Here is a 24,747-nt window from a genome sequence, read left to right as displayed (position 1 = left end):
GTTTCCCCTATATCTGCATCTATACAATTTCTGCAAATGCGGCATCACATGATTTGGCTAAATCTTGTGGCGCCAACTTTAGCTGCATACCGATTTTCCCTGCACTGACAATGATAAAATCTAGCGTTTCTGCAGATGCATCAATATAGGTCGGGAACAATTTTTTCATGCCAATTGGCGAGCAGCCGCCGCGAAGATAGCCAGTTACCGCTAATAGCTCCTTCATTGCAATCATTTCTATTTTCTTTTCCCCTGTCACCTTTGCTGCCTTTTTTACATCTAACTCTTCTGCAACGGGTACAACAAAGACATAATAATGATTTGTTCCTGCTGCTGCCACCAACGTTTTATATACATATTTCAAAGGATAACCGATTTTTTCCGCAACAGAGATGCCATCTACAGGCTGGCCGTCTGTTTTATACCCTAATACCTCATAAGAGATGTTCTGCTGTTCTATCAGACGAACCGCATTTGTTTTTGCCATTTTTTTCGCCATCGTTTTCACCCACTATCAAAATGATGTATGTCTAACTTCTTGCAGTAATATGTAAATTCTATCATCCTAACCTGCATTTTCAAGGTTACTAGCATTGAATCAACGAAAGGACAAATTGATTACCTTGGACGCCTATAGCCTATTATTAGTCTACATGGAACAAAACAGGAATGAACAAATAACTCCCACATACAATTTGTATGAATGGAAAATAAAGGAGTGGTTGCTTTGTATCATTACTTTTATGGCCCTGCGTTAATTCCTTACTTTTCACATACTCATAACCCTCAAAGAAGTCCAGACTTTTCAGAAAGACAGCGAAGAAGAGAAATCACATTGACTGTAGATGGCTTTGTCCCCCCATCTTCCACCGAAGATCTTGGAGACGGCTTTTATTCTTACGCATGGACGAACCAACAGGTCATCAATCCAGGTGAATACTTAGTTTGTCATCTTGAAGGAAGAGATATCAATGTGATAAATGGCGGGTTCACACCGCGCGATACTGCTCCATTGTATGCGGTAGCAAGCTTTCCAAGACGAAGAAACCAATGGGTCATTATCATTCATAATCCTGTGCAAACCCAAAGAGCCATATCGCTTTATTTGATTGCGAAAAGGTAGCACAACATGTTATCAGAAACCCTGCATTCAGGAACAGAAAAACGGGTAGGGACACATTAACAACGGCATTTTCCTACCCGTTTTTGGTCTGGGCAAACTCTCACCTGTCACTCTTTCAATTCCCCTCAATTTCTTCAGGTATCAGAGAAAATTGTTATATGTTATCATTATTCCCAGTAAAAAGAAAAGAGGATTAGATATATGGTTCTCCTTGAAACGAATCGATTACGATTAAAAACGATTGATATTCCCCTTCTTGACGCCGCGTCTAAACAAGATCATCAGGCTATCAAAGACTTAGGTTATGAAACAAATGGTGAATGGCCAAATTCTGATTTTTTTGAAGCGATACCTTATTTCCGCGAGATTTTAGTCAAAAACAATGGAACAAAAGGATTTGATTCATGGATTATTGTAAAGAAGGACAATCATGAAATTGTTGGAGGAACTGGATTTTTAGGTGATCCAGACGAGAATGGCATGATTGAAATTGGTTTTGCAACAAATAAAAGTCATCGCCGCAAAGGTTATTGTGTGGAAGCCGCCCAAAAACTAATAAACTGGGCATTAAGCCAAGAAACAGTAAACCGGATCACCGCAAGATGCGAACATGATAATCTAGGCTCACAAAAAACCTTGGAGAAGTTAGGGTTTATATTGGATCATAAATCAGCGGATTATAAGCATTGGATATATGTTACAAAGTAGAGTCCTTAATTACAAAAGCAGGCACTGCGCCTGCTTTTGTTTGGATTATTTACCTCTGTGCTTCTTTTTCGCTTTTTGCTTTTTGAGCATATACCTTTGCTCTTTTACATGTTCTCGCTGTTCTTTCATTATTTGTTTTTTCTTTTGCTTTCTTGCTTCAAGCTCTAGCTTTATCGCCTCTTGAGCTTTAGAAGCTACTCCGGCGTTTTTCAACTCTTTTGAAACCTGGCGCTGCAATCTTTTTGGATTGATCTTTTTTTGACGTCTGCCTTGTAAACTCACTCCTTCCTGCTCAGCTTGGGCCATCATATTCAAAAGTTGGTTATGAACAAACTCTAATACTTCAGAATCCCTCGGCTCTTTGCCAAAAAGATGACGAAAGGCTCTTAGCTTTCCATTGTCCACAACTTCAACAACACCTACCCAAAACTGACCATCATAGTAAACCGTTAATTTCATAACGATTCCCTCCTCATAAAAGATACGAAAGAATGATGGACATCCCGAGGAGGGGAAGGTTACTGACATGATCAATCATGCATCCGGACTACCAACCGAATCGTGTTTTTTCATTCTTTACCATATACAGAAAAGAGTGTAACATTTCTTCTCCAACTATTAAACTCTTATTTTATTTAGATCATTGTTGGAGAATAGGCGTCTTCATTCGCAAATTTATATCTCAAGCCCTGCCATGTTACAGATGGGAGACGATACATTCTGCATATCCTTCGAGTTTAAATTCTCCAAGACCGTAAGGCAGCAACATATGATCTCCTTTTTTGAAAAGATAGACATACTCACCAGAGATCATACGGCCCTCCCCTTCAATCACACTGATAAGAAGAAATGGTTTTTGCTGCTTTAAGCTTGCTGATCCTGATAAGTTCCATTTCCCCACCGAAAAGTAAGCGCATTCAACCAATGTCGTTGTAAGCAAATCCTCAATTTGTTCATGGTGAACTGTATGCCGTTCTGGAATAGACGGGACCTCTATCACTTCGATGCTCTTTTTCAGATGAAGCTCGCGCAGCTTGCCTTCTGCATCTTTTCGGTCATAATCATATAATCTGTAGGTTGTGTCTGAGTTCTGCTGCGTCTCCAAAGCAAGAATTCCTTTTCCAATCGCATGAACAGTACCGCTTGGCACATAGAAAAAATCCCCCGGCTTTACCTTTACACGGCGCAAGAGCTCATCCCATTCTCCACGCTCTATCATGGTAGTTAGTTCTTCCTTTGTTGTTGCATTGTGGCCATAAATAATCTCGGCATCTTTTTGGCAATCAATAATGTACCAGCATTCTGTTTTTCCAAGCTCACCGTTTTCATGTATGTTGGCATATTCATCATTCGGATGCACCTGAACAGATAAGTACTGGTCAGCATCTAATATTTTTGTAAGCAGAGGGAAACGATCCCCTTCAAGCTGTCCGAATAAATGTCTGTGATATTCCCATAATTCGCTGAGCGTGAACCCCTTATACATTCCGTTTTGAACAACGCTTTGACCATTTTGATGCGCGGCAAAAGCCCAGCACTCTCCTGTTCGTTGTGACGGAATGGTATAGCCAAAATCAGCTAAAGCGGTCCCGCCCCAAATTCTTTCTTTGAAAATAGGCTTGAAAAATAACGGTTCAATCGTCATGAAAATCCCCCGCTTTATTCGATTTCTTCTAGCAGCTTGTATGCTTCTTCTGTTGTTTGCACGGAGAGCAGCCGCTCCCTATAATTGTCATCCATTAGCTTTCGAGATAGCATCTGCAGTATTTTGAGATGCTGGTTTCCCCCGCTCTCTTTCGGTACAGCAATCATAAAGATTAATTTAGCTTCTGATCCATCCAGGCTATTCCAATTAACACCTGATCGTTTGATCCCAAAGGCAACACTCGGCTCCCTGACCGCCTCAGACTTTCCGTGTGGAATCGCGATATTCATGCCAATCGCCGTTGTTCCCTGTTGTTCACGATTCAAAATGGCTTGTTTAAACCCGCTCTCTGAAAGCAGCGCACCTCTTCGGGACAATTTCTGAATCAATTCATCTATGATGTCATCCCTCGTTTCCCCCGATAAATTTGGTTCAATTAATTCCGGGCTGATAATGTCTGTCAGTTTTTTAAATTCCGACATCTCAGCTTTTTGGCTTTGAATTGTCTGCTTTATTTCATTTGCTGCCGCAGCTTCACTTGGCGCGGAGGGCGGTGCAGTTTCACTGAGCACAGGAGACGCCGTAATATCCTTTTTTAGTACATTGACGAACAGAGCAGTGACAAGAGATCCTGCAATCACAGCAATAAAAAACATCAAGACATGATCAACTGCGCCAAGCACTGCAACGATAGGTCCGCCGTGCGCCACTCTGTCTCCCACATTGCCAATCATGGCTATCACAGAACCTGTCATTGAGCCTGCCATAATACTTGGAATAACGCGCAGAGGGTCCTGCGCCGCAAATGGAATCGCTCCTTCAGTAATGCCGAAGAGCCCCATCGTAAATGCCGCTTTCCCCATTTCTCTTTGAGATGCCTCGAATTTTCTTTTTCCTAAAAACGTCGCAATGCCAAGACCAATCGGCGGGATACAAATGGCGACAGCAATTGGTCCCATAATTTCATAATTTCCTTCTCCAATCATTGCCGATCCAAACAGAAACGCCACCTTATTTACGGGACCGCCCATATCAAATGAGATCATCGCCCCTAAAATCAATGCCAGAAGGATCGAGCTCGACCCTTTCATCCCCGCCAGCCAAACTGTTAAAGAGGCGAAAATTTGAGCTACAGGCGCGCCGATCAAAAACACAAACGCTAAACCTACAATCAGTGATGCAAACACCGGAATAATAATAATCGGCATAATCGGCTGGATTGCTTTTGGAACTTTTAATTTTTTGATCCAAAGTGCCGCATATCCAGCCAAAAACCCGGCAATAATCCCCCCGAGGAATCCGGCGCCGCTTGCGCTGTCATAAAAACTTCCAGTCGCCGCAATATAACCGCCGATCATCCCTGGCACAAGTCCCGGTTTATCAGCGATGCTATAGGCGATATAGCCGGCTAAAATCGGAATCATAAATGAAAATGAAGCACTGCCGATCTGTTCAATCGTTTTCCAGAAAGAATCATCCGGAATAACTAAGCCGTTAGGTGTTTTCTCCCCTCCTAGAGTTAATGCAACCGCTATCAATAATCCGCCGACAACAATGAAAGGAACCATAAATGAAACGCCGTTCATTAAATGACGGTAAATTGGATTTTGTTTCTTCTCCTGATGATTACCGGATTCCGATTTTAAAGCGGAACGATAGACTGGTATATCTCCGTTAAGAGCTTTTTGAATCAATTCCTCCGGTTTGCGGATGCCGTCCTGTACCCCCACAGACAGCAGTTTTTTGCCTATAAACCGGTCTTTGTTTACCGAGCGGTCTGCAGCAATAATGATTGCGTCCGCTTCGCGAATTTCCTCTTCGGTTAACTTATTTTCGACACCAATCCCTCCCTGGGTCTCAACTTTGATGCTAACGCCCAGTCTGTCAGCAGCTTTTTGCAGATTTTCCGCTGCCATATACGTATGGGCGATTCCATTCGGACAAGATGTAATCGCTAACAGTTTCATAGGAAACCTCCTTTAAAGTGTGAATAATAAGATCTTGTCTCAACTGTATACCGAAATCAGCTCATTAAAATCGCTTTTTTTTACCATAGGTTCCGGTAATAAAGGCATTTTTCCCTATAACAAAAAAAAGCAAGGAATAATCCCTGCTTTAATAATCCAAATGAGATAAAAATGTCATGACATTGGCTTCTTTCGTCAGCTTCTGGACGAAGGCCGGCTGCTCGCTAAGATATGAAAGCTCGCTAAACAGCTGCTTTGTCATGGTTTGATCCTCGTGTTTGACAGCCAGCATAAAAACGAGCGAAACTTTTTCATTTCCCCATTCAAGCGGCTCCTTTAATGTGGCAATCGCGATTGCTGATTGTTTAATAAATTTAGCGTTTGCATGAGGAATGGCAATGCCTGATCCAATATTTGTCGCCGACATTTTTTCCCTCATCACCGCATGAACCGCATAGTCCTTATCAACATAGCCTTTCTCAAACAAAGCTGTCGCCAGCTGTTCGATTAACTTGTAGCGGTGCTCTGCCTCCTGCTGCAAAAAAACCAAAAAAGGAGTCGTATTGTTCAGCATCTGAAACGTTTTTTGTTTTTGGCGGTGTGATTCGCCCAGCTGACGTATAAACGCACTTAATTTCTTCTCTTCGCCAGGCTCTAAAAGCGGAGACACAACAATATGGGGAACCGTTATATTCTCCAGCGCAATGGTGGATATGACAAGATCAATATCCTCATGCTTTTTGATATAATCCTTTAAATCGGCCTTTGCAATACAGGCCATTACAGCGATTTGATGACATTTCCGTTCAATTTTTGTCCGCAGCAATTGTGACATCCCAATCCCCATGTGGCAGACGATAACCGCCTTTTTATGTGTCTCGCTGCTACACTGCATCCGTTCGATCGCCGCCTGAAAATGCAATGTCAAATATGCTGCCTCTTCCTCAGGAATATGAAGATCAAAAGTTTGATTGATGTCTTCCAAAACATCGATGATGAGGTGGAACAAATAAGGGTACATCTTTTTGATGTCATTGAGCATAGGATTTGCTACAGAAAGATCGTAGCTCAGCCGTTGTAGCACAGTATGGAGATGAATGTTCAAACCATTGATCAAATCCTGATCCTTATGAAAATCCATCATTTTCAGCTCTGAAACACGATTGATTAAATGCCCTACAACCTTAGGAAGCACAGCATTTTCAAGGTTCTCTTCTGTCTGCAATGGATAACGAACTTTACCGCCCAATATATGTAATGTTAAGTACACGGCTTCTTCTTCAGGGAAGCGGATTGCAAAAACCGGTTCAAGCCGCTGTAAACAAGCAAATGTCCATTGATATTCTTTCTTCTTTTTTACTGCCGCCATTTCTTTTGGGGACAATGAAATCGGCTGCTTCATTTTGATGCGGCGAACCATTAACAATGTATGCAGCAGCAAGCTTTCAAACGTTTCGTCTGTGAAATAGAGGGCATGCTTTTTTTGTAGTGATTTGATTTCTTTCGTCACAAAGTCTACTTCATAATGTAAAAACTTACTTTTAATAAATTGGCTGGTAAACTCTGTATTGTGAATCAAATCAGATATTCTTGCCAATGCCTTTCTTTTATTTCTTTCGTTCCCTTCAACCTTTAATCCAAGCCGCTGCCTAGAAACCAGTGTGAGATCAAAACGCTTCAGCCACTCTTCTACTGCGTATAAATCCTTTTTAATGGAAGATCGATTGACAAAATGCCGAGCGGCAATTTCTTTTGCGGAAACAGGCTTCGGATTCATTAATAAGTCATAAGCAATGTGCAGCATTCTTTCTTCATCGCTCCGCTGCCTAGAAGAAAAATGTTCAGTAAGTAATTGTTGGCTTAGCCAGGTCCTTTCCTGTTCTTCTATATGTAAATAAACGCCCAACCCTGGTTTTCGAATAAGCTGTGCATGAGAATGCTCATTGAGATAATCCTCGATCACTTTCAAATCATTTCGGATTGTTTTTTCAGAACACTGTACCCTATCTGCGAAATCTTGCACAACTAAATAGTCATCAGGTTCAGATAACAACAGATACAAAATCTCTTTTTGTCTTGTATTTATGTATTCCATCTGTTTTTCTATCCTTCCTGTCAGTATCTACTTGAGCAAATTGATAGTATAAGTATACTATATAAGAAACCGTTTACATTATAAAATAAAATCATAGAGACAAAAGTTTCGTTTTTTACCGAAACATCCGGAAAAAAGCGATTTTTATGATTTTGAGTTAACTGCTAGAAATGGCCTGATTTTGTGATGTGATAGTGTCAGCTTAGTATACGAAATAAAAAACGGACACCAACCACAGCACAGCGTTCTCTGTCCAGTGATCAGTATCCGCAGACCTTTCATCTCGGGCATTTTTTTACGGCCCGGTTCCACAGTCTACTTTGTATTTACCGTTTGATGCTTTTTTTGAATAGCATAAGTGAGGCGTTTGTCCCGTTTCACCTTTCCAATCAAGCCAATTCACATCATAAAGATTCCCAGATTCATTGTCACCTTCTTTTTGGAGAACTGCAAAGTAGCTCTGATAGGGATATCCTCTTTTATAAATTTCGTGTCTGATTGCTCCTTTTTCAGAAGCAGCTGTAAAAACAACAGGAGATAGAACTGGTAGTGCTATCAATATAACTATAAGTGCTGCTAAAAGGGAAAGTATAATTTGGGTTTTCTTTTTCATTTTTTTCTCCAAGCTTTTAAACTTATTATTAATAAATGTATTTAATTCTCCGCATGATATTGTTGGCGGAGTTGGACAACAATCCGCCAACAACTTTCCGCTTCTTAGTTTTTGAATGTCTCTTTTGAAGACGCCTTTTTAATCATTCACATTGCTTTTCATTAACCATTCTACTTCCGTTAATTCTTGTTTTTGAACGTCTATTGTGTGTTTTTTCGTGAAATGGGTTTTCACAGCTTCTTCGTTTTCCCAAATCTCCCAAAGCATTATTTTACGTTCTGATGGCTCAAGCGGATAAGCATGGAATGTAATACAACCCTCTTCTTTGTTCGTTTCTTCCTCAAGTTTTTTGAATTCCTTCATTATCTCATTAAGGTCTTTATCACTGATGATTTTTAAACATGCCGTTATGTAATGCATCGAAATTCCCCCTCCTATCATTTTATGGCTTTTCATTATAACATTTTCTTGAAAAAGATAGATGCCATTTATAAATCATTAGACGACTTCGAGTGCCTTTTAGATCAGCTTTCTTAAATTCTAAAGCAAGCTAAAGAGTTCATATCAGACGATACAGTCCTTATTTATGTTTATTCTGACCTTTTTTCAGTCTAAATAGATGGACTTTTCAAAAAATAATTCTTTTAGAGGGTGTCCTTAGTGGTATAATATTAAATATATGTAAATAAAAGGAGGTATTTGATTGTCTGTTTCGGATTTAATCCCATATCATTACGTAACTACAGACATTAATCATTGGTATGTTGTCATAAAACAGGGTCGAGTTGAGAAAGCAAAAGAAATGAAACAAAAAGTTGAAAAAGAATTCGATATGATGGAGAAAAATGAAAAAGTAGCAGTCTATCTCCAGCTATTAAAGCTGCGGCACGAAATAATGCTTTCGTATCTCGAACCTGACTCTGTTAAAAATATAGATGGTGTTTATGCTGATCTCAAAAAGACAAGGGAAAATATGGCTCCTGAATCCCTCACCAATACAATAGAGTTCTATTATCATTTTTTTACCGGCATGTATCATTTTAGAACGAGAGATTTAGTTATTGCTTTAACATATTATCGCGAAGCCGAAAAATATCTTGATTTATTAGATAAGATCGCAAATACAGATAAGGCAGAGTTCTATTTCAAAATGTCAGAAGTCTATTACTATATGAAAGAGACTCATTTTTCAATGAATTATGCCCAGCGAGCATACTCTATATTTAAAGAGCAAAAAGATGCTCAGGGGAACCTTACATATGGCAAGGAAATGGTCCAATGTCAGTTTGTTATCTTTGGGAACTGGCTAGATAAAATGTGTTATGAGGACGCTTTAGAAACAGCTGAAAAAGCCTTAAATGATGCTATAAAAATAGGGGAACAACATTTAATTGGTTCAGCTCATTTTAATGTGGGATTATGTTATAATAATCTTGAAGAACTTGACAATGCTGAGAAACATTTTCAAATCGCCTATGAAATTCATAAGAATCGAAAGCACATTTATGAGTCCAAAGCGATTTTTAATCTGGCGTATGTCAAAGCAAAGAAGAATGATTTAAAGGCTGCGTTAAAATTATACCAGGAAGGTCAGAAGATTGCTGCCCGACACAACAACCAGGAAGTAACCGAGAAATTAAAACTGGTTAAAGGTCTTTATTTTCATTTGACTTACAAACACTTAGAGAAGTGTTCAAGTTCTTCAAAGAGAAAAACCTTTACGGTGATATGGAAGAATACGCTGTTGCTGTTGCTGATTTTTTGACCAAAAAGAAGACAGACATGATGCGGTCGATTTTTATCAAATGGCAATTGAAGCACGTAAACAAATTCAAGGGGGAAACATTTAAATGAAAAAATGTAAAATTGCAATTTGTTTAGCGCTCTTGCTTGGCATTGTTGGAGTATCCAGCGCTTCATACGCTCTTTCTGAGCAGTCCACTCATAAGGTCGCAGATAGAGCAGCAACTTAATATGATATTAAGAAATAACCCCATTTTGGACTTTAGAAATGGGGGTTTTATTTTATCTTCTCAATTCAATATTATTCCTGAGTTTTCATTTAAATCATATACTGCATTAATAAACCGACAGTCCATTAAAAGTAAAAAACCCTTGCTACGCAAGGTTTTAAACTATGATTCCGACTGGGCTCGAACCAGGGATCTCTACCCTGTCACAAGGTAGCGATTTTGTTCTGACACGAACAGACGTTTTATTCCCAAGCCCTATTTTATAGGGTTTTCTTACATAAGTTTCTGATTAAAAATATTCCTTTTGATTAAATTTGTATAAAGCCCGCCTAAAAAACGACGGGCTTTTAATTAATTCTTGTTGGTTATACTGTTTTACAGTTGTTGGTTTTAGGCTGTAATAAGATGGTCAGGGCTATACCTGATGCCAGAGTTAAAAAATAGACACATAGAATAAAATAGGGGGCGATTTCGTTTTTGAGAAAATAAAGCCCAAAGAGAATAACAGCTGTACCGATAGTGAAATAAATTGGCTTTTTACTTTTCAAAGTCAAACGGCTTGATTGAGAAAACTTTTTGTAGATTAAAGGCAAGCCGGTATAAACCCCTATGAAAAATGTAAATAAAATAGACCAAAAGAAACCGATTGGCGAGAAATAGCTCTCGGAAAATATTCCGTCGAAAGCCCAATTGCTCAACACAACGAAGCCAAATAGATAAACAAATGCCAATATGATCTTGACCATGATATCCCTCCCCTACAGTCCAATATAGACGTGATATAAGGTTGTTTAAATGGGTAAAACCATTCATTTACTTTTCAATCTTCCCGCTCCTTCAAAGCCTAATACTTTAATCAATAGCACCATTTGTTACTTTCGTCTCTTTTACCAATATTATACATTAAAATAAGATGGGGACGAAAACATTAAGGAGGGATAAAATGAAAAAGTTGCTTGTGGGTGTGGTTTTTGCCCTAGCTTTGAGTTTTTCATCTCTGTTTAGTCTTCAAAGTGCAAATGCTGCCGAAAAAGTGGACAAGAATTCTGATCTGATTATTGATAAGTCGACCTTTCACGAGGTAACAAAACAAAAAAACTTGAGAACCCTTTCATCTGAGAAAATCCCAACTGTTAAAGAAGTGAATAAGGCTTTAAACAGTATGCATGTCAGCAAAGATCATCCATATCAAGAAATTGATCTCGGTAATGGTTTCACTGTGGAAATGGGCGTAAGTACAGATATGGGAATGGAAAAGATAAAAACACAGGCCATTCAAAATAAAACTGCAAGTGGCTATTACGCTATAAAGTTTACAGGGATAAAATTATATGATATTCGAGTAAGTGACAACTATTCATACGAGTATGGAAAGAAAATAACAAAGTGGGAAAGCCCGCCAAGTGCATCCGCTTCAGGTTTTGCTGGCTGGAATGGTAAAATCACTTCCAAGAAAATTGCAAACATTGATAAAACGGCTAAGGATGCAATCGCCAATTCTGATTACACGTTTGTAAAGTATGGAGGTAACCGCCACGGCCATATGGAATTACGATTCACTGCAACCGGAAACTGATACACACATCACGTTTCTATTAAATAAAAATAGCCCTCCAATTGAGGAGGGCTATTTTTATTTAAGAAGAGATTCGAGTTTAGCTTTAGTCTTAGGACCATAAATGCCATCAGGATTTAAACCATTCATCAGCTGGAATCGTCCTACTGCATCATCAGTTTCCAAACATATAATCCAAATAGGTAAATGACACAGATCAAATTATTCATTTCACACTTTTGAATCACATCCCCGTCTATTTCTACATTTTCCCATGGTAAAATCTTGTTGGAGCTATTCAAACGAAAGGATATGATCATGAAAGTATTTGAAGCCAAATCACTGCTTTCAGAAGCAGATAGACGCGCAAAGGAATACAAAGAATTAAGAAGTCAGATGGTCAATCTAAAAAAGGCCTTTAAAGCCGTAGCTGATTTAGATGACAGTGAGTTTTCCGGCAAAGGCGCCGACAACATTAAAGCGTTTTACCAAGATCACGCAGGTGTAGCTGACAATTGGATTGACTTACTTGATATGAAAATTGCTTTTTTGACAAGCATTTCCGGCACTTTAGAGGACGCCAGTTTATCTGATGCTTACATAGAAGAATCCTTCTTAGAACATGAGCTGGCTAACGCCTACACAAAATCAAAATCAATTATGTCTGAACAAAAGAAAGCGATGAAAGATATCTTACATGATATCGACGATATCCTTCCGCTTGATTTGTTCTCGACAGAAACCTTTAAAGACGAACTCGCCGATGCGGAGAACCAACGCAAAAAAACAGTTAATAAAATAGGCAGCGTTGACGAAGCACTTGTTTCTGAATATGCCCAGTCAGAGCCAAACGAGCAATTCATCAAGAAGGACTTCCAAAAGCTTGAGGAATCAACTGGCAAAGGCAAGAATGCTACACCCATCCACTACAACGCCAAGGCGTACCGAGAAAGTGACATACATAAGAAAAAAGGCGATATTGAGAAACAGACTGAAGCTTATTTGAAGATCAAGAAAGATGAAGCAAAAGAACGAGAAATCAAAGAATTGAAGAAGAAGCTAGCTGATGGAGTGACGGATCCGGATGAATACTTAGACACTGCCAAGAAGGTCGGCTATGAGAATCTTACCTCTGAACAGCTTGAATTTGTTTCATTTCTTGAACAGCGTAAAGCTTTCATGGATAACGGAAAAGAAGTGTTGCAAATCATAGGTGATGGCGCCAAGGGTGCGATTGTTGGTTTATACGATCTTGCCAAGGATACCGGTGAAGGAGCCATTCAATTCGGATGGAATATCGGTTGGACAATTGACAACTTAAACAAGGATCCTCAAAAAGTGCTGGATACAGTTCTGGAATACGACTATCAAGCTGCCTTTCAAAGTATGGTCGACACATTGAAGGATAATTGGGATACAAAAATGATTCACGGGGATGCATACACGCGGTTGCACTATGTTACTTATTTGGGCGGAAGTCTTCTGTTATTGAAAGGTGGAAAGTCCTCTGTCTCAACAGGCTCGAAAGATCTTGCTAAAGTTGGGAAAGCAGCTAGTGAAAAGATTAAGAATGGCAATCCATCTGTCAAACCTTATGTTAATCGATATACTCCTGCATTAGAAGGGATTCTACAAGACGCCGGGAATACTATTAACGTTAAAAATACGCCGCTCCTAAAAAGAATAGCCGATTCCACTAAAGATAGTGTATTCTTTAAATCAATCAATGGTAAGTCATCAAACAACAAGACAGTTAAAAAAGGCCTTTCCAAAAAATCAAGAGAAGTCGCGCTTCCAAAGGTAGATACATATGAACAAGCTAGAAATGAGGCGCTAAATCTAATTGGTGATTTAGGAATAGATTCAAAACCTTTTATAGGTACTTTATCTAAAAGCGCAGGCTTTGGTAAAGTTACTGGCCGAATGTCTGGAGATAATAAAGTCCTTTGGAGATTAGATTATGACCCCGAAAAGGGACCTCATATAAATGTTGAGGATTATAGAAATGGAAAAGGAGATAAGGCAAAGAAATATTATATACCTTTTAACGGAAACGAAGATACTTATAAATCCCTTTTAAAACATTTAAATAAATAGGAAGTGTTAATATGACTTTATACGAAGAATGTCTAGAAGCTCTTGGAGATAACAAAGAAGTCCTCACAATTTCTGAGACACGCAAATATCATGAACAACTTGGCGAAAGCTTCCCCTTCACATCATGGGGAAGAATTAAATGGGATGAAGTAACTACTCACAGATCTATTGATTATGCTGAAGATATCGACGAATGGTTAATTGAGAATAAAATAGATGACAAAAATGTTATTCTCCTCTGGGCTTATGGTGATTATCCAGCTGTAAAAACCAGCTTAGACAACGCTTTAAACGTAATTGATGATGTAACTGCTGTAGGTTCAGATACTTTCATGTTCAGCGAATCTGGTTATGTTATTGAATTTTTCCATGATGGAGATGTAACAATAGGAAAGGCACGCTGAAAATAATAGCCCTTCTTAGTTAAGAGGACCAATATGAACTTAGAGAAAAAAATGGAAGCTATATTAATTAAAAGAAAAGAACTTAATCTTAATGATGACTATGAAATTCAAAAGAGTTGGGATGAAATAATTGAAGTACTCTCAGAAAATGAGGAAAATTCAATTAGCTATCTAGAAAATTGTAATAAAGAAGATTTATATTGGATCAGTGAAGTATTTGAAGATTTAGCTGAAAGTTTGCAAAGCAAAGAACTTATTAATTGTTTAAGAAAATTAGATGAAAAGTACCCTGATTTAGAAATGACAAATGATATTGATATAGCAGAAAGTTATATAGAATAAGATACGTACCATCTCTCAGATTTAAAGTTACCAGTTTCTTGGTGGTGATAAGTAATGATAGAAATCGAAGTTTCTGATTCTGTATTTGGATTCCTTGGCGGTTATTTTCATCAGGATATTGATTCTCCAGAATCAGCACTGGACGAATACTTAGAAGAGATTCCAAAAGAAGAGCAAGAAACTGATATAGCAGCATTAAAAGATTTTATTAACAGTGATTATTCGGATGAAGAAAAGAATGATTTTATCGATGAAGCTGCTGACGGAGTGGACATTCGTAGTTACGGAGTATCTCCATTAGTATGGCTCGAACAAGTTATTCAAAAAATAGAAAAGAATATTGAAACTTTATAATCCATTAAACCTAGCATAGAAACAGAGCTGATTTTGAATCACTTCAAAATCAGCTTAAAAAAACTTCCGCCCCCAATTCGTCCCCAACTCGATGAATGATGACAAAATCAATAAATAAGCAAAGTAAAAAACCCTTGCTACGCAAGGGTTTAAGCTATGATTCCGACTGGGCTCGAACCAGCGACCTCTACCCTGTCAAGGTAGCGCTCTCCCAGCTGAGCTACGGAATCATGATATGTATGTGTTGCTGGGTATGTTGTTGTCTTTCTGACAAGTTCTATTATATAACCTTCCCTTCTATTCGTCAACTGCTTTTTTAGAAAAACTTTTTTTGGACTTGCTGTTCCGTTCCCCGGCTATTATAATATGTCTTAATTTTCTAACAATAGAGGTGATGGGGTTTTGCATTCTTTGATTTCTTCCGATGATGTTTGGGTATTATGGGGGTTTATTGCGGTGTGGGCGGCAGTGAGCATCGGGCTGGAGCAGCGCTTTAAGTGGGCGTCCGCTGTCTCGGGCGCTATTATCGCGCTTGCAGGTGCTATGGTGTTTACAAATGTAGGAGTGCTTCCTGTTGAGTCGCCTGTGTATGACACTGTGTGGTCTTATGTGGTACCACTGGCGATACCACTTTTATTGTTTCAGATCAATGTTCGGCAAATTTTTAAGGAAAGCAGGCGTTTGCTGTTTATTTTTCTGATTAGCTCCGTTGGAACAGTGCTTGGCAGTATCCTGGCTTTTTTTCTACTCAAACAGCATATTCCCTATCTCGATAAAATCGGCGGGATGATCAGCGCCTCTTATATCGGCGGCGGGGTCAACTTTGCGGCGATGGCGGCAAAATTTGAGACGCCTGGTGAATATGTGTCGGCTACCGTTGTGGCTGATAATTTTATGATGGCGCTTTTGTTTTTTATTTTAATCAGCATTCCTGCACTCAAATGGTTTCAGCGGCATTATGCCATGCCGTTTGAAGAGAAGGTAAAAGCCGATGGAAACAGCGGAAACAGTGCTGAAAGCTATTGGAAACGGAAGGATATTTCCTTAAAGGATATCGCTTTTAATGCCGGTGCCGCTTTCGCGCTTGTTGCGGTAAGTATGAAGGTTTCCGGTTATTTTAAAAGCATTTTTTCTCATCCCCTGCTGACCGGTACGCTTGGCGATCAGTACCTGGTGCTTACATCTTTAACTGTTCTTATCATTTTTCTTTTCCCGCGTTTTTTTGAAAGGCTCAATGGATCTCAGGAACTTGGAACCTTTTTGATTTATTTGTTTTTTGTGGTGATCGGCATTCCTGCAGATCTGCGCTTAATCTTCACGAATGCGCCTCTTATTCTATTATTCGTGTTTATCATTGCGATCAGCAATTTAGCAGTTTCCTTAGCTGCCGGAAAATTGTTCCGTGTGCGGCTTGAAGAAATTCTGCTCGCCGTCAACGCTACTGTCGGGGGACCGACGACTGCGGCTGCGATGGCAATTGCCAAGGGATGGCGGGAGCTTGTCGCCCCGATCATGCTTGTCGGTACGCTCGGCTACTTAATCGGCAACTATGTTGGCACTTTTATTGGAAATTGGTTTTCTTCCTTCTTATAAAAAGGATATTTGCATTTCCCTGAGAATAATGTAAGAGGAATGCTGACATGAGAACGGAGAGATCACTGTATGTTAAAAGGAAAAACCATTTATGTTAGACCTTTAGAAGTAACGGATGCCGAAGAAAATCTGCGGCTGCAAAGCGAAAATCGAGTTTTTTTCGAACAGTTTTCTATGATACGCGCAGACGATTACTATACGGTTGAGGGGCAAAGAAAACGAATAACCGCGTATCAGGAAAGACTTGAGAAAGATGAAGAATATCATTTTGGTATCTTTACAGCATCAGACGATAGATTAATCGGAACGGTTTCGCTCTTTCAAATCATCCGTGGAGCGCTGCAAACTGCGTTCATCGGGTATTTTTTAGACAAAGCCCATAATGGAAAGGGCATTATGACAGAGGCAGTCAGATTGGTTGTTGATTATGCGTTCCACGAATTGAAACTGCATCGGATTGAAGCCGGTGTGATGCCCCGTAATCTCGGGTCCATGCGTGTTTTAGAAAAAGCGGGATTTCATAAAGAAGGCATCGCCCGAAAAAATGTAAAAATTAATGGCGTTTGGGAGGATCATCAAGTCCTCGCGATTCTGAATCCTGATGATGAACAATAATAAAAGAAGCCGGGCCATCCCCGGCTTCTCAGCGTGTCAACAAACCCTCGCATTCGTTGTCAGTCCTGCGCGTTAGTGCTCACGAATTATAACATTCGCTCCGCTCCAATGCTCGTCCTTCCTAGACTTCAAGGGTTTTCAATCACGCTGAAAAGATGACAAAGTCCTAAAACAGAAACCGTTTTAGGACTTTGTCTACAATCTGAGAAGCCGGGCCACCGGCTTCTTTTTTAACGAACCGCAACTGGATCAATTTTTTTCAGCGCTTGTTCGAAATCGTGTTCTAAATCGTCTGCATGTTCGACGCCCACACTCAGACGGAGCAGGCCATCAGTGATACCGCGTTTTTCACGCTCTTCCTTAGGCATTGCCGCATGAGACATCGTTGCCGGATAGGACAAAATCGATTCCACGGCGCCAAGGCTGACAGCGAAGACCGGCAGTGACACATTCTCGACTAACTTCTTAACGGCCTCTTTGCTTTCAAGCTCAAAAGATAGCACGGCGCCCGCTCCCGTTGACTGGCTTTTATGGGTTTCAGCGCCGGGATGATCAGCCAGTCCCGGATAATACACGCGCTTGACCGCCGGGTGCTTCTGGAAAAATTCCGCAAGCCGCTGGGCTGTTTGACTCGCTTTCTCTAAACGGACCTGCAACGTTTTTAATCCGCGCAGGACAAGCCAGCAATCCTGTACGCCAAGGACGGCGCCGAACGCGTTTTGCAGCTTATATAGCTGCTTTCCAAGCTCTTCATCTTTGACAGCAGCCAAACCTGAGAGCACATCGCTGTGTCCGCTTAAAAATTTTGTCGCGCTGTGAAGTACAATATCCACGCCGAGATCAAGCGGACGCTGCAGTGCCGGTGTCATGAATGTATTGTCCAGAAAGGTCAGGCAGCCGTTTTCTTTTGCAAGCTGAACAATCGCTTTAATATCTGTAATCCCAAGTGTCGGATTTGATGGCGTCTCCATATAAATGACCTTTGTGTTCGGCTTGATATTCCGCGCCACTTCATTACGATCCGTCATGTCGACAAACGTATGCTCAATGCCAAACCGGGTCAGCACCTCTGTCACCATACGGAAGGTTCCTCCGTATACATCTTCTGTCACAAGAACGTGATCACCCTGTGACAGCAGTAAAAATGCTGTTGAGATAGCAGCCATGCCTGAACTGAAAGCAAATCCTCTTGTTCCGCCTTCCAATGCGGCAATTGTTTCTTCGAGAGCTGTTCTTGTCGGCGTGCCAGAGCGGCTGTAATCATATGCCCCGAACTCTTCAAATGAAGATTGGTGAAAAGTCGAGGCGTGCTGAATCGGTACACTGACCGCCCCGGTTCCGCCGTCTGTTTTAAATGAATTGTGCACGAGCTGGGTTTCCAGCGTCCAATTGTGTTTACTCAAATGAAACAGCTCCCTCTTTGACCTGACATAATGCCTGTTTTAGATCCTCTTTTAAATCTTCCGCATGTTCAATACCGACAGAAAAGCGCAGCAACCGATTGCACACCCCGTTTGCGATGCGGATCTCTTCAGGAATATCCATGTGCGTCTGGGTCGCAGGGTATGTAATAAAGCTTTCCACCCCGCCAAGGCTTTCTGCAAAACAAATAGTCTTCAGCGCTTTTAAAAACGGATTGACCCATTCTTCTTTTTGCAGACGGAAGGACAGCATGCCGCCTTTTCCGGGATACAGCACATCCGAAATTTCTTCCTGCTCTTCTAAAAACGCCGCAAGCTCCTGCGCGTTTGCCTGATGCTGACGCATTCTGAGGCTCAGCGTCTTCATTCCTCTCATCAGAAGCCACGAATCAAATGGCGGCAGGACGGCGCCGATCGCATTTTGATGCTGAAACATTTCCTCTCCAAGCTGCTCATCCTTCACCACGACAAGTCCAGCAAGCAGATCGTTATGCCCGCCTAAATACTTGGTTGCGCTGTGAATGACAATGTCAGCTCCCAGCTCAAGCGGCCGCTGCAAGACCGGTGTATAAAATGTATTATCTACGATCAGCAGAAGACCGTGCTCCTTTGTAATCCGGGCAATATGTTCAATGTCCGCCTCCTGCATGAGGGGGTTTGTCGGCGTTTCCACAAACACCGCTTTTGTATTCGGCGTAATCTTAGAGCGTAAACAGTCCTCATCGCTGAAATCATCATAATGAAAAGTCAATCCGTATTTTTTCCATTCATTTTCAAATAAACGGTACGTGCCGCCATATAGGTCCGATGAAACGATCAGTTCATCTCCGCTTTTAAACAGCGCCATAATCGTTTGGATAGCAGCCATTCCCGAACTAAAGGCAAGCCCTCTCGCACCGTTTTCTAAGTTAGCGATGGCGTCCTCAACAAGCTGGCGTGTCGGATTTTTTGTGCGGACATAATCAAATCCAGTTGATTCTCCGATCCCTCTGTGGCGGTATGCTGTTGATAAATAAATAGGAGCACTCACTGTTCCCGTGACTTCATCGCTTCGGTTCCCTATTTGGGCTAATTTCGTTTCAACGTGCTGTGACATATAGCTGACACCTTCCCTTTTCAAAATAAAAACCCCTTCTTCATAAGAAGAAGGGGTTTAACGCTTCTTCTTATCTTCCAAGCATAAAAACGCTTGCTGGATTTAGCACCTTGGCGCTTTGCACATGCAAAACAAGCCGGTTGCTGAGGTTTCTAAGGGCCAGTCCCTCCACCTCTCACGATAAGAAATATCGATTTCAATTTTCTGATTGTTTTATATTAGCGCAATTCACAGTTTATTTCAACACTTTTTTCTTCGTGTTCCGAACCGTTTAAAGAGAGAAATTTCTAATAATTCATGGTACAATAATTGAAAATGCAAGAAAGTATAGTGATGTCCTGGAGGAATGTTTTTATGGCACCGAAAAACGGCACAGTGCAAGAAAAGAAATTCTTTTCAAAAGAGCTTAACGAGGAAATGACCTTACTTGTTTATCTGCCGTCCAACTACTCCCCGCTTTATAAATACCATGTCATTATCGCGCAGGACGGCCACGATTATTTCAGGCTGGGGAGGATCGGCAGACAGGTTGAGGAATTGCTGTCGAAACGCGAAATAGACCGGAGCATTATTATCGGTGTTCCTTATAAGGATGTAAAAGAGCGCAGAAACACCTATCATCCGGAGGGTTCAAAATTTTCGGCGTATAAACGGTTCATCGCCCATGAGCTCGTTCCTTTTGCAGATGATGAGTATCCAACCTATCAGATCGGTTACGGCCGAACGCTGATCGGTGATTCGCTCGGAGCGACCGTGTCACTTATGACAGCGCTTGATTATCCGAATATGTTTGGCAACATCATCATGCAGTCTCCCTATGTTGATAAACATGTACTAGAAGCCGTGAAACAGTCAGATGATATCAAACACCTCTCTATTTATCACCAAATCGGAACAAAAGAAACTGACGTCCACACGACAGACGGGAACATTCTGGACTTTACAGAACCGAACCAGGAGCTGAAGCAGCTGCTGGAGAAGAAGCTTTCCGATTATGATTTTGAGCCATTTGACGGAGACCACAAATGGACATACTGGCAGCCGCTCATCACCCCGGCGCTGAAAAAAATGCTTTAACACTCTATCATACTTTATTTCCAGGAGGGACATAATATGAAATATGGTATCGTTTTATTTCCATCAAAAAAGCTCCAAGACCTTGCAAACTCTTACAGAAAGCGCTATGACCCAAGCTACTCTCTAATCCCGCCTCATTTGACGCTGAGAGCATCCTTTGAATGCGCGGAGGAGAAAGCGGATCAGCTCGTATCACATTTAAGAAACATCGCAAAAGAGTCCCACCCACTCGTTCTCAAAATGACAAAATACAGCTCATTTGCGCCTGTCAATAATGTCATTTACATCAAAGCAGAACCGACGGAAGAGTTAAAAACACTCAATGAAAAGCTATACACCGGTGTGTTGGCAGGAGAACAGGAATATAATTTCGTTCCGCATGTGACGGTCGGCCAAAATCTTTCCGACGATGAGCATTCAGATGTGCTGGGACAATTAAAAATGCAGGAAGTGTCGCATGAAGAAATCGTTGACCGTTTCCACTTGCTTTACCAGCTGGAAAACGGATCGTGGACAGTATATGAAACCTTCTTGCTAGGCAGAGGAGAATAATGTTTGAAAGCAGTTATCGCAAAAAATGAAGAACAACTGAAAGATGCATTCTATGTAAGAGAAGAAGTCTTTGTCAAAGAACAAAACGTGCCTGCTGAAGAAGAAATTGACGAACTTGAAAATGAGTCAGAGCATATCGTCGTGTATGACGGTGAAAAGCCTGTCGGCGCCGGAAGATGGCGCATGAAAGACGGCTACGGCAAGTTAGAGCGGATTTGTGTACTGAAAAGCCACCGCTCAGCCGGTGTCGGCGGCATCATTATGAAAGCGCTCGAAAAAGCCGCGGCAGACGGAGGCGCTTCCGGTTTCATTTTAAACGCGCAAACACAGGCTGTGCCGTTTTACAAGAAACACGGGTATCGCGTGCTTTCTGAAAAAGAATTCCTCGATGCCGGCATTCCGCACTTACAAATGATGAAGGACTGAACGCATCCGGATCTTTTGAGATCCGGATTTTACTGCATATAAAAAACCGTTCTCTGGTATGAACGGTTTTTTATACATATCGATTAATATATGTGCCCATTCCTTTTTCTCGCAACCTCTTATAAAGAGAGCGCTTACGTTTCATTTCGTTTACTTTTCTTTCAGCGGCCGTTTGATTCTCCTGCTGCTTTTCCAGTTCTTTGTATACCCGCTGAAACGGCACATAGCTGATTTTTTCGGTTCCGGCATAATCCTGCTTATGTCCAATCGTTCTATTAGCATATTGAGCGTATTGCTGGTTCTGAATTTGACCTGCATATATCATACAATACCCACCCCTCTGCTGTCTCTTTTCCCTTAAACTTACTTTTTGAAACACATTTCTTTTGATATGATAGTCATTGTCTGTAATGAACACCTTTTGATTGGGAGGACCCCTTTTTGAAATGCGCCCGACTGAATGATAGAATCATACATTTACATACATATTCGAGAGAACATTATCAATTCCTCTTTGAAGAGGGAATAAAAGGACATTTATTTTGTTCTCATTGCGGAAAGCCCGTTTTGTTACGGCTTAACATCGCCGATCCGCCAGAGTTTATCCATCGCCAGCCAGGCGATTTTCCGGCATGTGAGGAGGCGTGCGAACCAAAGCCCTCTAAAGAGGAAAAAAAAGAAGACGATCAGGAATCCGGTGTCATTCGTTTACCCAAGGGAAAAGCGATCGCCGCTGACCCGTCCCCAGCTGTTACGGAATGGCACCGTCCTAGAAGCATTAAACCAGGAACACCATTTGTGCCAAAAACAATCGAACCCGATACGAGCCTTTTTCCGTCTGTCGGTTTAAACACGGATCAGCTGAAAGCTGTCACGGAAACAGAGGGCCCGCTGCTTGTGCTTGCAGGTGCGGGGAGCGGAAAAACACGGGTGCTGACAGCCCGTGCCGCCCACATGATCGAACACTTAGGCATACCGCCTGAAAATATGCTGCTTGTCACCTTTACAACAAAAGCTGTCGCTGAAATGAAAGAGCGTATGGCGAACCAGTACGGATTACAGCCGGCAAAAGTCAGAAGACTTGTTACAGGAACATTCCACAGTCTGTTTTATAAGATCTTGTATCACTCTAATTCTGCTAAATGGAACGGTGAGCATCTGCTGAAAATGGAGTGGCAGCGGGAACAATATATCAAAAAAGCACTCTATGAAGAGGGCATCGATGAGAAAGAATTCCCAGTTGACCAAGCCCTGCAGCAGATCGGTTTTTGGAAAAACACTTATGTCCCAAATGAACGCATCCCTCTAAAAGATGAGTGGGAAAAACAAGTTTATCGTTTATATGAACATTATGAACGCCAGAAAAAAGAACACAGCCAATTTGATTTTGATGACATGGCTTCAGCCTGCTATGAATTGTTTATCGAGCGGCCTGACCTTCTGGAACAATATCAATCTCGGTTTACGTATATCTTAATTGATGAGTTTCAGGACATTAATCCGGTTCAATACAAAATCATGCAAATGCTCGCCAGCCCGGAGCAAAACCTGTGCTGTGTCGGAGACGATGACCAGTCCATCTACGCGTTTCGCGGAAGCAATCCGTCTTTCATTCTTGATTTTCAAAAGGATTATCCGGGAGCGAAGACGATCTATTTAACTGCGAACTACAGGTCTACGCACCCGATCGTCTCTAGTGCTGATATCGTTGTGAAAAAGAACAAAAACAGATATGCCAAAACGCTTGAAGCGGCCCGCGATGACATTCAGGCCCCTGTGCTGTTTTATCCTTACGATGAAGAGGAAGAAGCCACAATGGTCGTTTCCGATATCAAAGAAAAAATTCAAAATGGAGCCAGTCCAGATGACTTTGCGGTTCTTTATCGTACAAACAGCGGAGGCCGTGCTATATATGAGAGGCTTCATCAATCATCAATTCCGTATACAGCTGACCGCGGCGTCCAATCGTTTTACAGCAGACGGATCGTCCGCCAGATTCTCGCCTACTTGTATGCCAGCCAAAATGAGGATGACACCGAAGCGATTAAACACTTGCTTCCCGCCTTGTTTTTAAAACAGTCCGCTTTGAATACGCTGAAGGCGCTCTCGATTACAGAGGACTGTACCATGATCAAAGCGCTGGCCAAATTGCCTGATCTGAAGCCATTCCAGCTGGACAAAATCAAGAAAATCGTACCGTTTTTTGCAAGCCTCCGCACGATGAAGCCCGTAGAAGCCATCACCTTTGCAGAAGGAAAAATGGGCTTCTCCGAGTATTTAAAAAAGCGGGGCAATGAGGGCAACAAGCTTGAAAAAGGTTCCGATGACCTGCGCGACATCAAGGTTGTCGCCAAGAAGTTCAAAACGATTCCTGACTTTCTTGCCCACGTAGACCATATGAGGGCCGCTGAGAAAAACAGAACGGATGAACACGGCGTTCAGCTGATGACCATTCACCGGTCAAAAGGCCTTGAATTCAAAACAGTCTACGTATTAGGCACTGTAGACGGCTCGATTCCGCACGATTTCTCATTAGAAACGGCAAGAAAAGGAGACGAGGCCGCTCTTGAGGAGGAAAGACGCCTTTTATATGTAGCCATGACCCGGGCGAAACAGCATTTATATTTGTCTTCCCCCGCTAACAGGCGCGGCAAAACAGCCAACCGCTCAAGATTTTTGTATCCCCTGCTACAGAAAGCAAGACAGCCCTTGCATCATTAACAGCCCGGCAGATAACTGCCGGGTTTTTACTGTAAAAAAAGGCCCGCTGCAGTGAGCCAGCCAGGCCATCCACTTATTTATTATCCATCATTTTAGAAATCGTGCCAAAATCAAGCTTTTCTTTTCCGCTTGTAATAGATTCCACAATTTTATCTTCTAATTCTTTTGGCACGCGTCTGTTTGCCATCTGCGCTACGCGGTTAATCACACTGCGCACTGTATTTTCATCTTTAAAATTAGCGTTTTGGAGTGATCCGGCAAGATTCATTACATCCTGCATCTTCACACCTGTTTTCTTTTCGATATTCTTAAAAAATTGATTATCCATAATGCGCCTCCTTTTGGCGGAGTAATACGGTATTGTATGAAT

At 41.4% G+C, this 24,747-nt stretch carries 26 protein-coding genes, 1 tRNA gene, 1 pseudogene and 1 riboswitch; of the genes and pseudogenes, 14 read left to right on the top strand and 14 right to left on the bottom strand.

Features of this window, described 5'->3' with window-relative positions:
* Positions 1 to 19: 19 nt before the first annotated feature.
* Complete coding sequence (gene ybaK / locus NYE53_RS06585; protein WP_041850956.1) at positions 20 to 499, bottom strand: Cys-tRNA(Pro) deacylase; 480 nt, start codon at positions 497 to 499, stop codon at positions 20 to 22.
* 228 nt (positions 500 to 727) lie between these two features.
* Between ybaK and NYE53_RS06580 the strand changes: the two genes are divergently transcribed.
* Together NYE53_RS06580 and NYE53_RS06575 are read left to right on the top strand one after the other, a co-directional pair.
* Entirely contained in the window at positions 728 to 1,123 is a 396-nt protein-coding gene (locus NYE53_RS06580) for a hypothetical protein (protein ID WP_009967031.1), read from the top strand.
* 201 nt (positions 1,124 to 1,324) lie between these two features.
* A complete protein-coding gene (locus tag NYE53_RS06575) occupies positions 1,325 to 1,831 on the top strand; it encodes a GNAT family N-acetyltransferase (protein ID WP_339247852.1) in 507 nt (168 codons plus the stop codon).
* 45 nt (positions 1,832 to 1,876) lie between these two features.
* Here NYE53_RS06575 and NYE53_RS06570 read toward each other — a convergent pair whose 3' ends face one another.
* The 6 genes from NYE53_RS06570 to NYE53_RS06545 form a co-directional block, all read right to left on the bottom strand.
* Positions 1,877 to 2,359, bottom strand: a complete 483-nt coding sequence (locus NYE53_RS06570) for a YjdF family protein (RefSeq protein ID WP_251187135.1) — start codon at positions 2,357 to 2,359, stop codon at positions 1,877 to 1,879.
* A gap of 169 nt (positions 2,360 to 2,528) precedes the next feature.
* Entirely contained in the window at positions 2,529 to 3,476 is a 948-nt protein-coding gene (gene manA, locus NYE53_RS06565) for a mannose-6-phosphate isomerase, class I (protein ID WP_339247849.1), read from the bottom strand.
* Between the two features lie 14 nt (positions 3,477 to 3,490).
* Positions 3,491 to 5,443, bottom strand: coding sequence for a PTS mannose transporter subunit IIABC (manP, locus tag NYE53_RS06560; RefSeq protein ID WP_339247846.1), 1,953 nt, complete (start codon positions 5,441 to 5,443; stop codon positions 3,491 to 3,493).
* A gap of 148 nt (positions 5,444 to 5,591) precedes the next feature.
* Positions 5,592 to 7,538 (bottom strand): mannose transport/utilization transcriptional regulator ManR, encoded by a 1,947-nt coding sequence (gene manR / locus NYE53_RS06555; RefSeq protein WP_339247843.1) that lies wholly within the window; start codon positions 7,536 to 7,538, stop codon positions 5,592 to 5,594.
* A gap of 295 nt (positions 7,539 to 7,833) precedes the next feature.
* Positions 7,834 to 8,151: a hypothetical protein gene (locus tag NYE53_RS06550; RefSeq protein ID WP_041345315.1), complete on the bottom strand. Its 318-nt coding sequence runs from the start codon at positions 8,149 to 8,151 to the stop codon at positions 7,834 to 7,836.
* Between the two features lie 138 nt (positions 8,152 to 8,289).
* Positions 8,290 to 8,607 carry a putative quinol monooxygenase gene (locus NYE53_RS06545; RefSeq protein ID WP_015252322.1) on the bottom strand — a complete coding sequence of 106 codons (318 nt, stop codon included), beginning with the start codon at positions 8,605 to 8,607 and terminating at the stop codon, positions 8,290 to 8,292.
* Between the two features lie 247 nt (positions 8,608 to 8,854).
* Here NYE53_RS06545 and NYE53_RS06540 point away from each other — a divergent pair, with 247 nt between their 5' ends.
* Complete coding sequence (locus NYE53_RS06540) at positions 8,855 to 9,916, top strand: tetratricopeptide repeat protein (protein ID WP_339247840.1); 1,062 nt, start codon at positions 8,855 to 8,857, stop codon at positions 9,914 to 9,916.
* Between the two features lie 573 nt (positions 9,917 to 10,489).
* Here NYE53_RS06540 and NYE53_RS06535 read toward each other — a convergent pair.
* A complete protein-coding gene (locus tag NYE53_RS06535) occupies positions 10,490 to 10,870 on the bottom strand; it encodes a hypothetical protein (protein ID WP_339247837.1) in 381 nt (126 codons plus the stop codon).
* Between the two features lie 197 nt (positions 10,871 to 11,067).
* Between NYE53_RS06535 and NYE53_RS06530 the strand changes: the two genes are divergently transcribed.
* The gene (locus NYE53_RS06530) at positions 11,068 to 11,700 is read left to right on the top strand and encodes a hypothetical protein (RefSeq protein WP_339247834.1); all 633 of its coding nucleotides are present in this window, start codon (positions 11,068 to 11,070) and stop codon (positions 11,698 to 11,700) included.
* Positions 11,701 to 11,757: 57 nt separating this feature from the next.
* On the opposite strand, the pseudogene NYE53_RS06525 reads toward NYE53_RS06530, so the two are convergent.
* Positions 11,758 to 11,862 (bottom strand): annotated as a pseudogene (locus NYE53_RS06525) (peptidoglycan-binding domain-containing protein); the annotation flags it as partial.
* Positions 11,863 to 11,997: 135 nt separating this feature from the next.
* Here NYE53_RS06525 and NYE53_RS06520 point away from each other — a divergent pair.
* The 4 genes from NYE53_RS06520 to NYE53_RS06505 are packed head-to-tail and all read left to right on the top strand — an operon-like array spanning position 11,998 to position 14,876.
* The gene (locus NYE53_RS06520) at positions 11,998 to 13,776 is read left to right on the top strand and encodes a T7SS effector LXG polymorphic toxin (RefSeq protein WP_339247833.1); all 1,779 of its coding nucleotides are present in this window, start codon (positions 11,998 to 12,000) and stop codon (positions 13,774 to 13,776) included.
* An 11-nt stretch (positions 13,777 to 13,787) separates the two neighbouring features.
* Entirely contained in the window at positions 13,788 to 14,180 is a 393-nt protein-coding gene (locus NYE53_RS06515) for a hypothetical protein (protein WP_339247830.1), read from the top strand.
* Positions 14,181 to 14,213: 33 nt separating this feature from the next.
* Positions 14,214 to 14,522 (top strand): hypothetical protein, encoded by a 309-nt coding sequence (locus tag NYE53_RS06510; RefSeq protein WP_003232848.1) that lies wholly within the window; start codon positions 14,214 to 14,216, stop codon positions 14,520 to 14,522.
* A 54-nt stretch (positions 14,523 to 14,576) separates the two neighbouring features.
* Positions 14,577 to 14,876, top strand: a complete 300-nt coding sequence (locus NYE53_RS06505) for a contact-dependent growth inhibition system immunity protein (protein WP_114168520.1) — start codon at positions 14,577 to 14,579, stop codon at positions 14,874 to 14,876.
* Between the two features lie 157 nt (positions 14,877 to 15,033).
* Here the strand turns inward: NYE53_RS06505 and NYE53_RS06500 are convergent.
* Positions 15,034 to 15,106 (bottom strand) — tRNA-Val (locus tag NYE53_RS06500).
* A gap of 172 nt (positions 15,107 to 15,278) precedes the next feature.
* On the opposite strand from NYE53_RS06500, the gene NYE53_RS06495 reads away from it, so the two are divergent.
* Together NYE53_RS06495 and NYE53_RS06490 are read left to right on the top strand one after the other, a co-directional pair.
* Positions 15,279 to 16,469: a DUF819 family protein gene (locus NYE53_RS06495; RefSeq protein WP_339247827.1), complete on the top strand. Its 1,191-nt coding sequence runs from the start codon at positions 15,279 to 15,281 to the stop codon at positions 16,467 to 16,469.
* Positions 16,470 to 16,538: 69 nt separating this feature from the next.
* Positions 16,539 to 17,084: a GNAT family protein gene (locus NYE53_RS06490; RefSeq protein ID WP_339247825.1), complete on the top strand. Its 546-nt coding sequence runs from the start codon at positions 16,539 to 16,541 to the stop codon at positions 17,082 to 17,084.
* 230 nt (positions 17,085 to 17,314) lie between these two features.
* Here NYE53_RS06490 and metC read toward each other — a convergent pair whose 3' ends face one another.
* Positions 17,315 to 18,487 carry a cystathionine beta-lyase gene (gene metC / locus NYE53_RS06485; RefSeq protein WP_339247822.1) on the bottom strand — a complete coding sequence of 391 codons (1,173 nt, stop codon included), beginning with the start codon at positions 18,485 to 18,487 and terminating at the stop codon, positions 17,315 to 17,317.
* Positions 18,480 to 19,601 (bottom strand): cystathionine gamma-synthase/O-acetylhomoserine thiolyase, encoded by a 1,122-nt coding sequence (gene metI, locus NYE53_RS06480; RefSeq protein ID WP_032725759.1) that lies wholly within the window; start codon positions 19,599 to 19,601, stop codon positions 18,480 to 18,482. The genes metC and metI overlap by 8 nt, the downstream gene beginning before the upstream one ends.
* 67 nt (positions 19,602 to 19,668) lie before the next feature.
* Positions 19,669 to 19,788, bottom strand: a riboswitch (SAM riboswitch).
* Between the two features lie 167 nt (positions 19,789 to 19,955).
* Between metI and NYE53_RS06475 the strand changes: the two genes are divergently transcribed.
* From NYE53_RS06475 to NYE53_RS06465, 3 genes are read left to right on the top strand one after another with little or no spacing between them, the layout of a single operon-like run.
* The gene (locus tag NYE53_RS06475; protein ID WP_106073823.1) at positions 19,956 to 20,678 is read left to right on the top strand and encodes an esterase family protein; all 723 of its coding nucleotides are present in this window, start codon (positions 19,956 to 19,958) and stop codon (positions 20,676 to 20,678) included.
* A gap of 36 nt (positions 20,679 to 20,714) precedes the next feature.
* Positions 20,715 to 21,230 (top strand): YjcG family protein, encoded by a 516-nt coding sequence (locus tag NYE53_RS06470; protein WP_003232861.1) that lies wholly within the window; start codon positions 20,715 to 20,717, stop codon positions 21,228 to 21,230.
* 3 nt (positions 21,231 to 21,233) lie between these two features.
* Positions 21,234 to 21,656, top strand: coding sequence for a GNAT family N-acetyltransferase (locus NYE53_RS06465; RefSeq protein WP_003245407.1), 423 nt, complete (start codon positions 21,234 to 21,236; stop codon positions 21,654 to 21,656).
* 70 nt (positions 21,657 to 21,726) lie between these two features.
* Here the strand turns inward: NYE53_RS06465 and NYE53_RS06460 are convergent, their stop codons facing one another.
* Positions 21,727 to 21,981, bottom strand: a complete 255-nt coding sequence (locus tag NYE53_RS06460) for a hypothetical protein (RefSeq protein ID WP_003232866.1) — start codon at positions 21,979 to 21,981, stop codon at positions 21,727 to 21,729.
* A gap of 116 nt (positions 21,982 to 22,097) precedes the next feature.
* Here NYE53_RS06460 and NYE53_RS06455 point away from each other — a divergent pair, with 116 nt between their 5' ends.
* The gene (locus NYE53_RS06455; RefSeq protein WP_339247819.1) at positions 22,098 to 24,377 is read left to right on the top strand and encodes an ATP-dependent helicase; all 2,280 of its coding nucleotides are present in this window, start codon (positions 22,098 to 22,100) and stop codon (positions 24,375 to 24,377) included.
* Between the two features lie 73 nt (positions 24,378 to 24,450).
* Here NYE53_RS06455 and spoVIF read toward each other — a convergent pair whose 3' ends face one another.
* A complete protein-coding gene (gene spoVIF, locus NYE53_RS06450) occupies positions 24,451 to 24,705 on the bottom strand; it encodes a sporulation-specific transcription regulator SopVIF (RefSeq protein ID WP_003232870.1) in 255 nt (84 codons plus the stop codon).
* Positions 24,706 to 24,747: the final 42 nt, after the last annotated feature.

Origin of the sequence: Bacillus sp. FSL R5-0523, assembly GCF_037975295.1 — a bacterium.
Taxonomy (GTDB): domain Bacteria; phylum Bacillota; class Bacilli; order Bacillales; family Bacillaceae; genus Bacillus; species Bacillus subtilis.
Note: the sequence above shows the minus strand (reverse complement) of the source record. Positions and strands in the feature narration are given on the sequence as shown.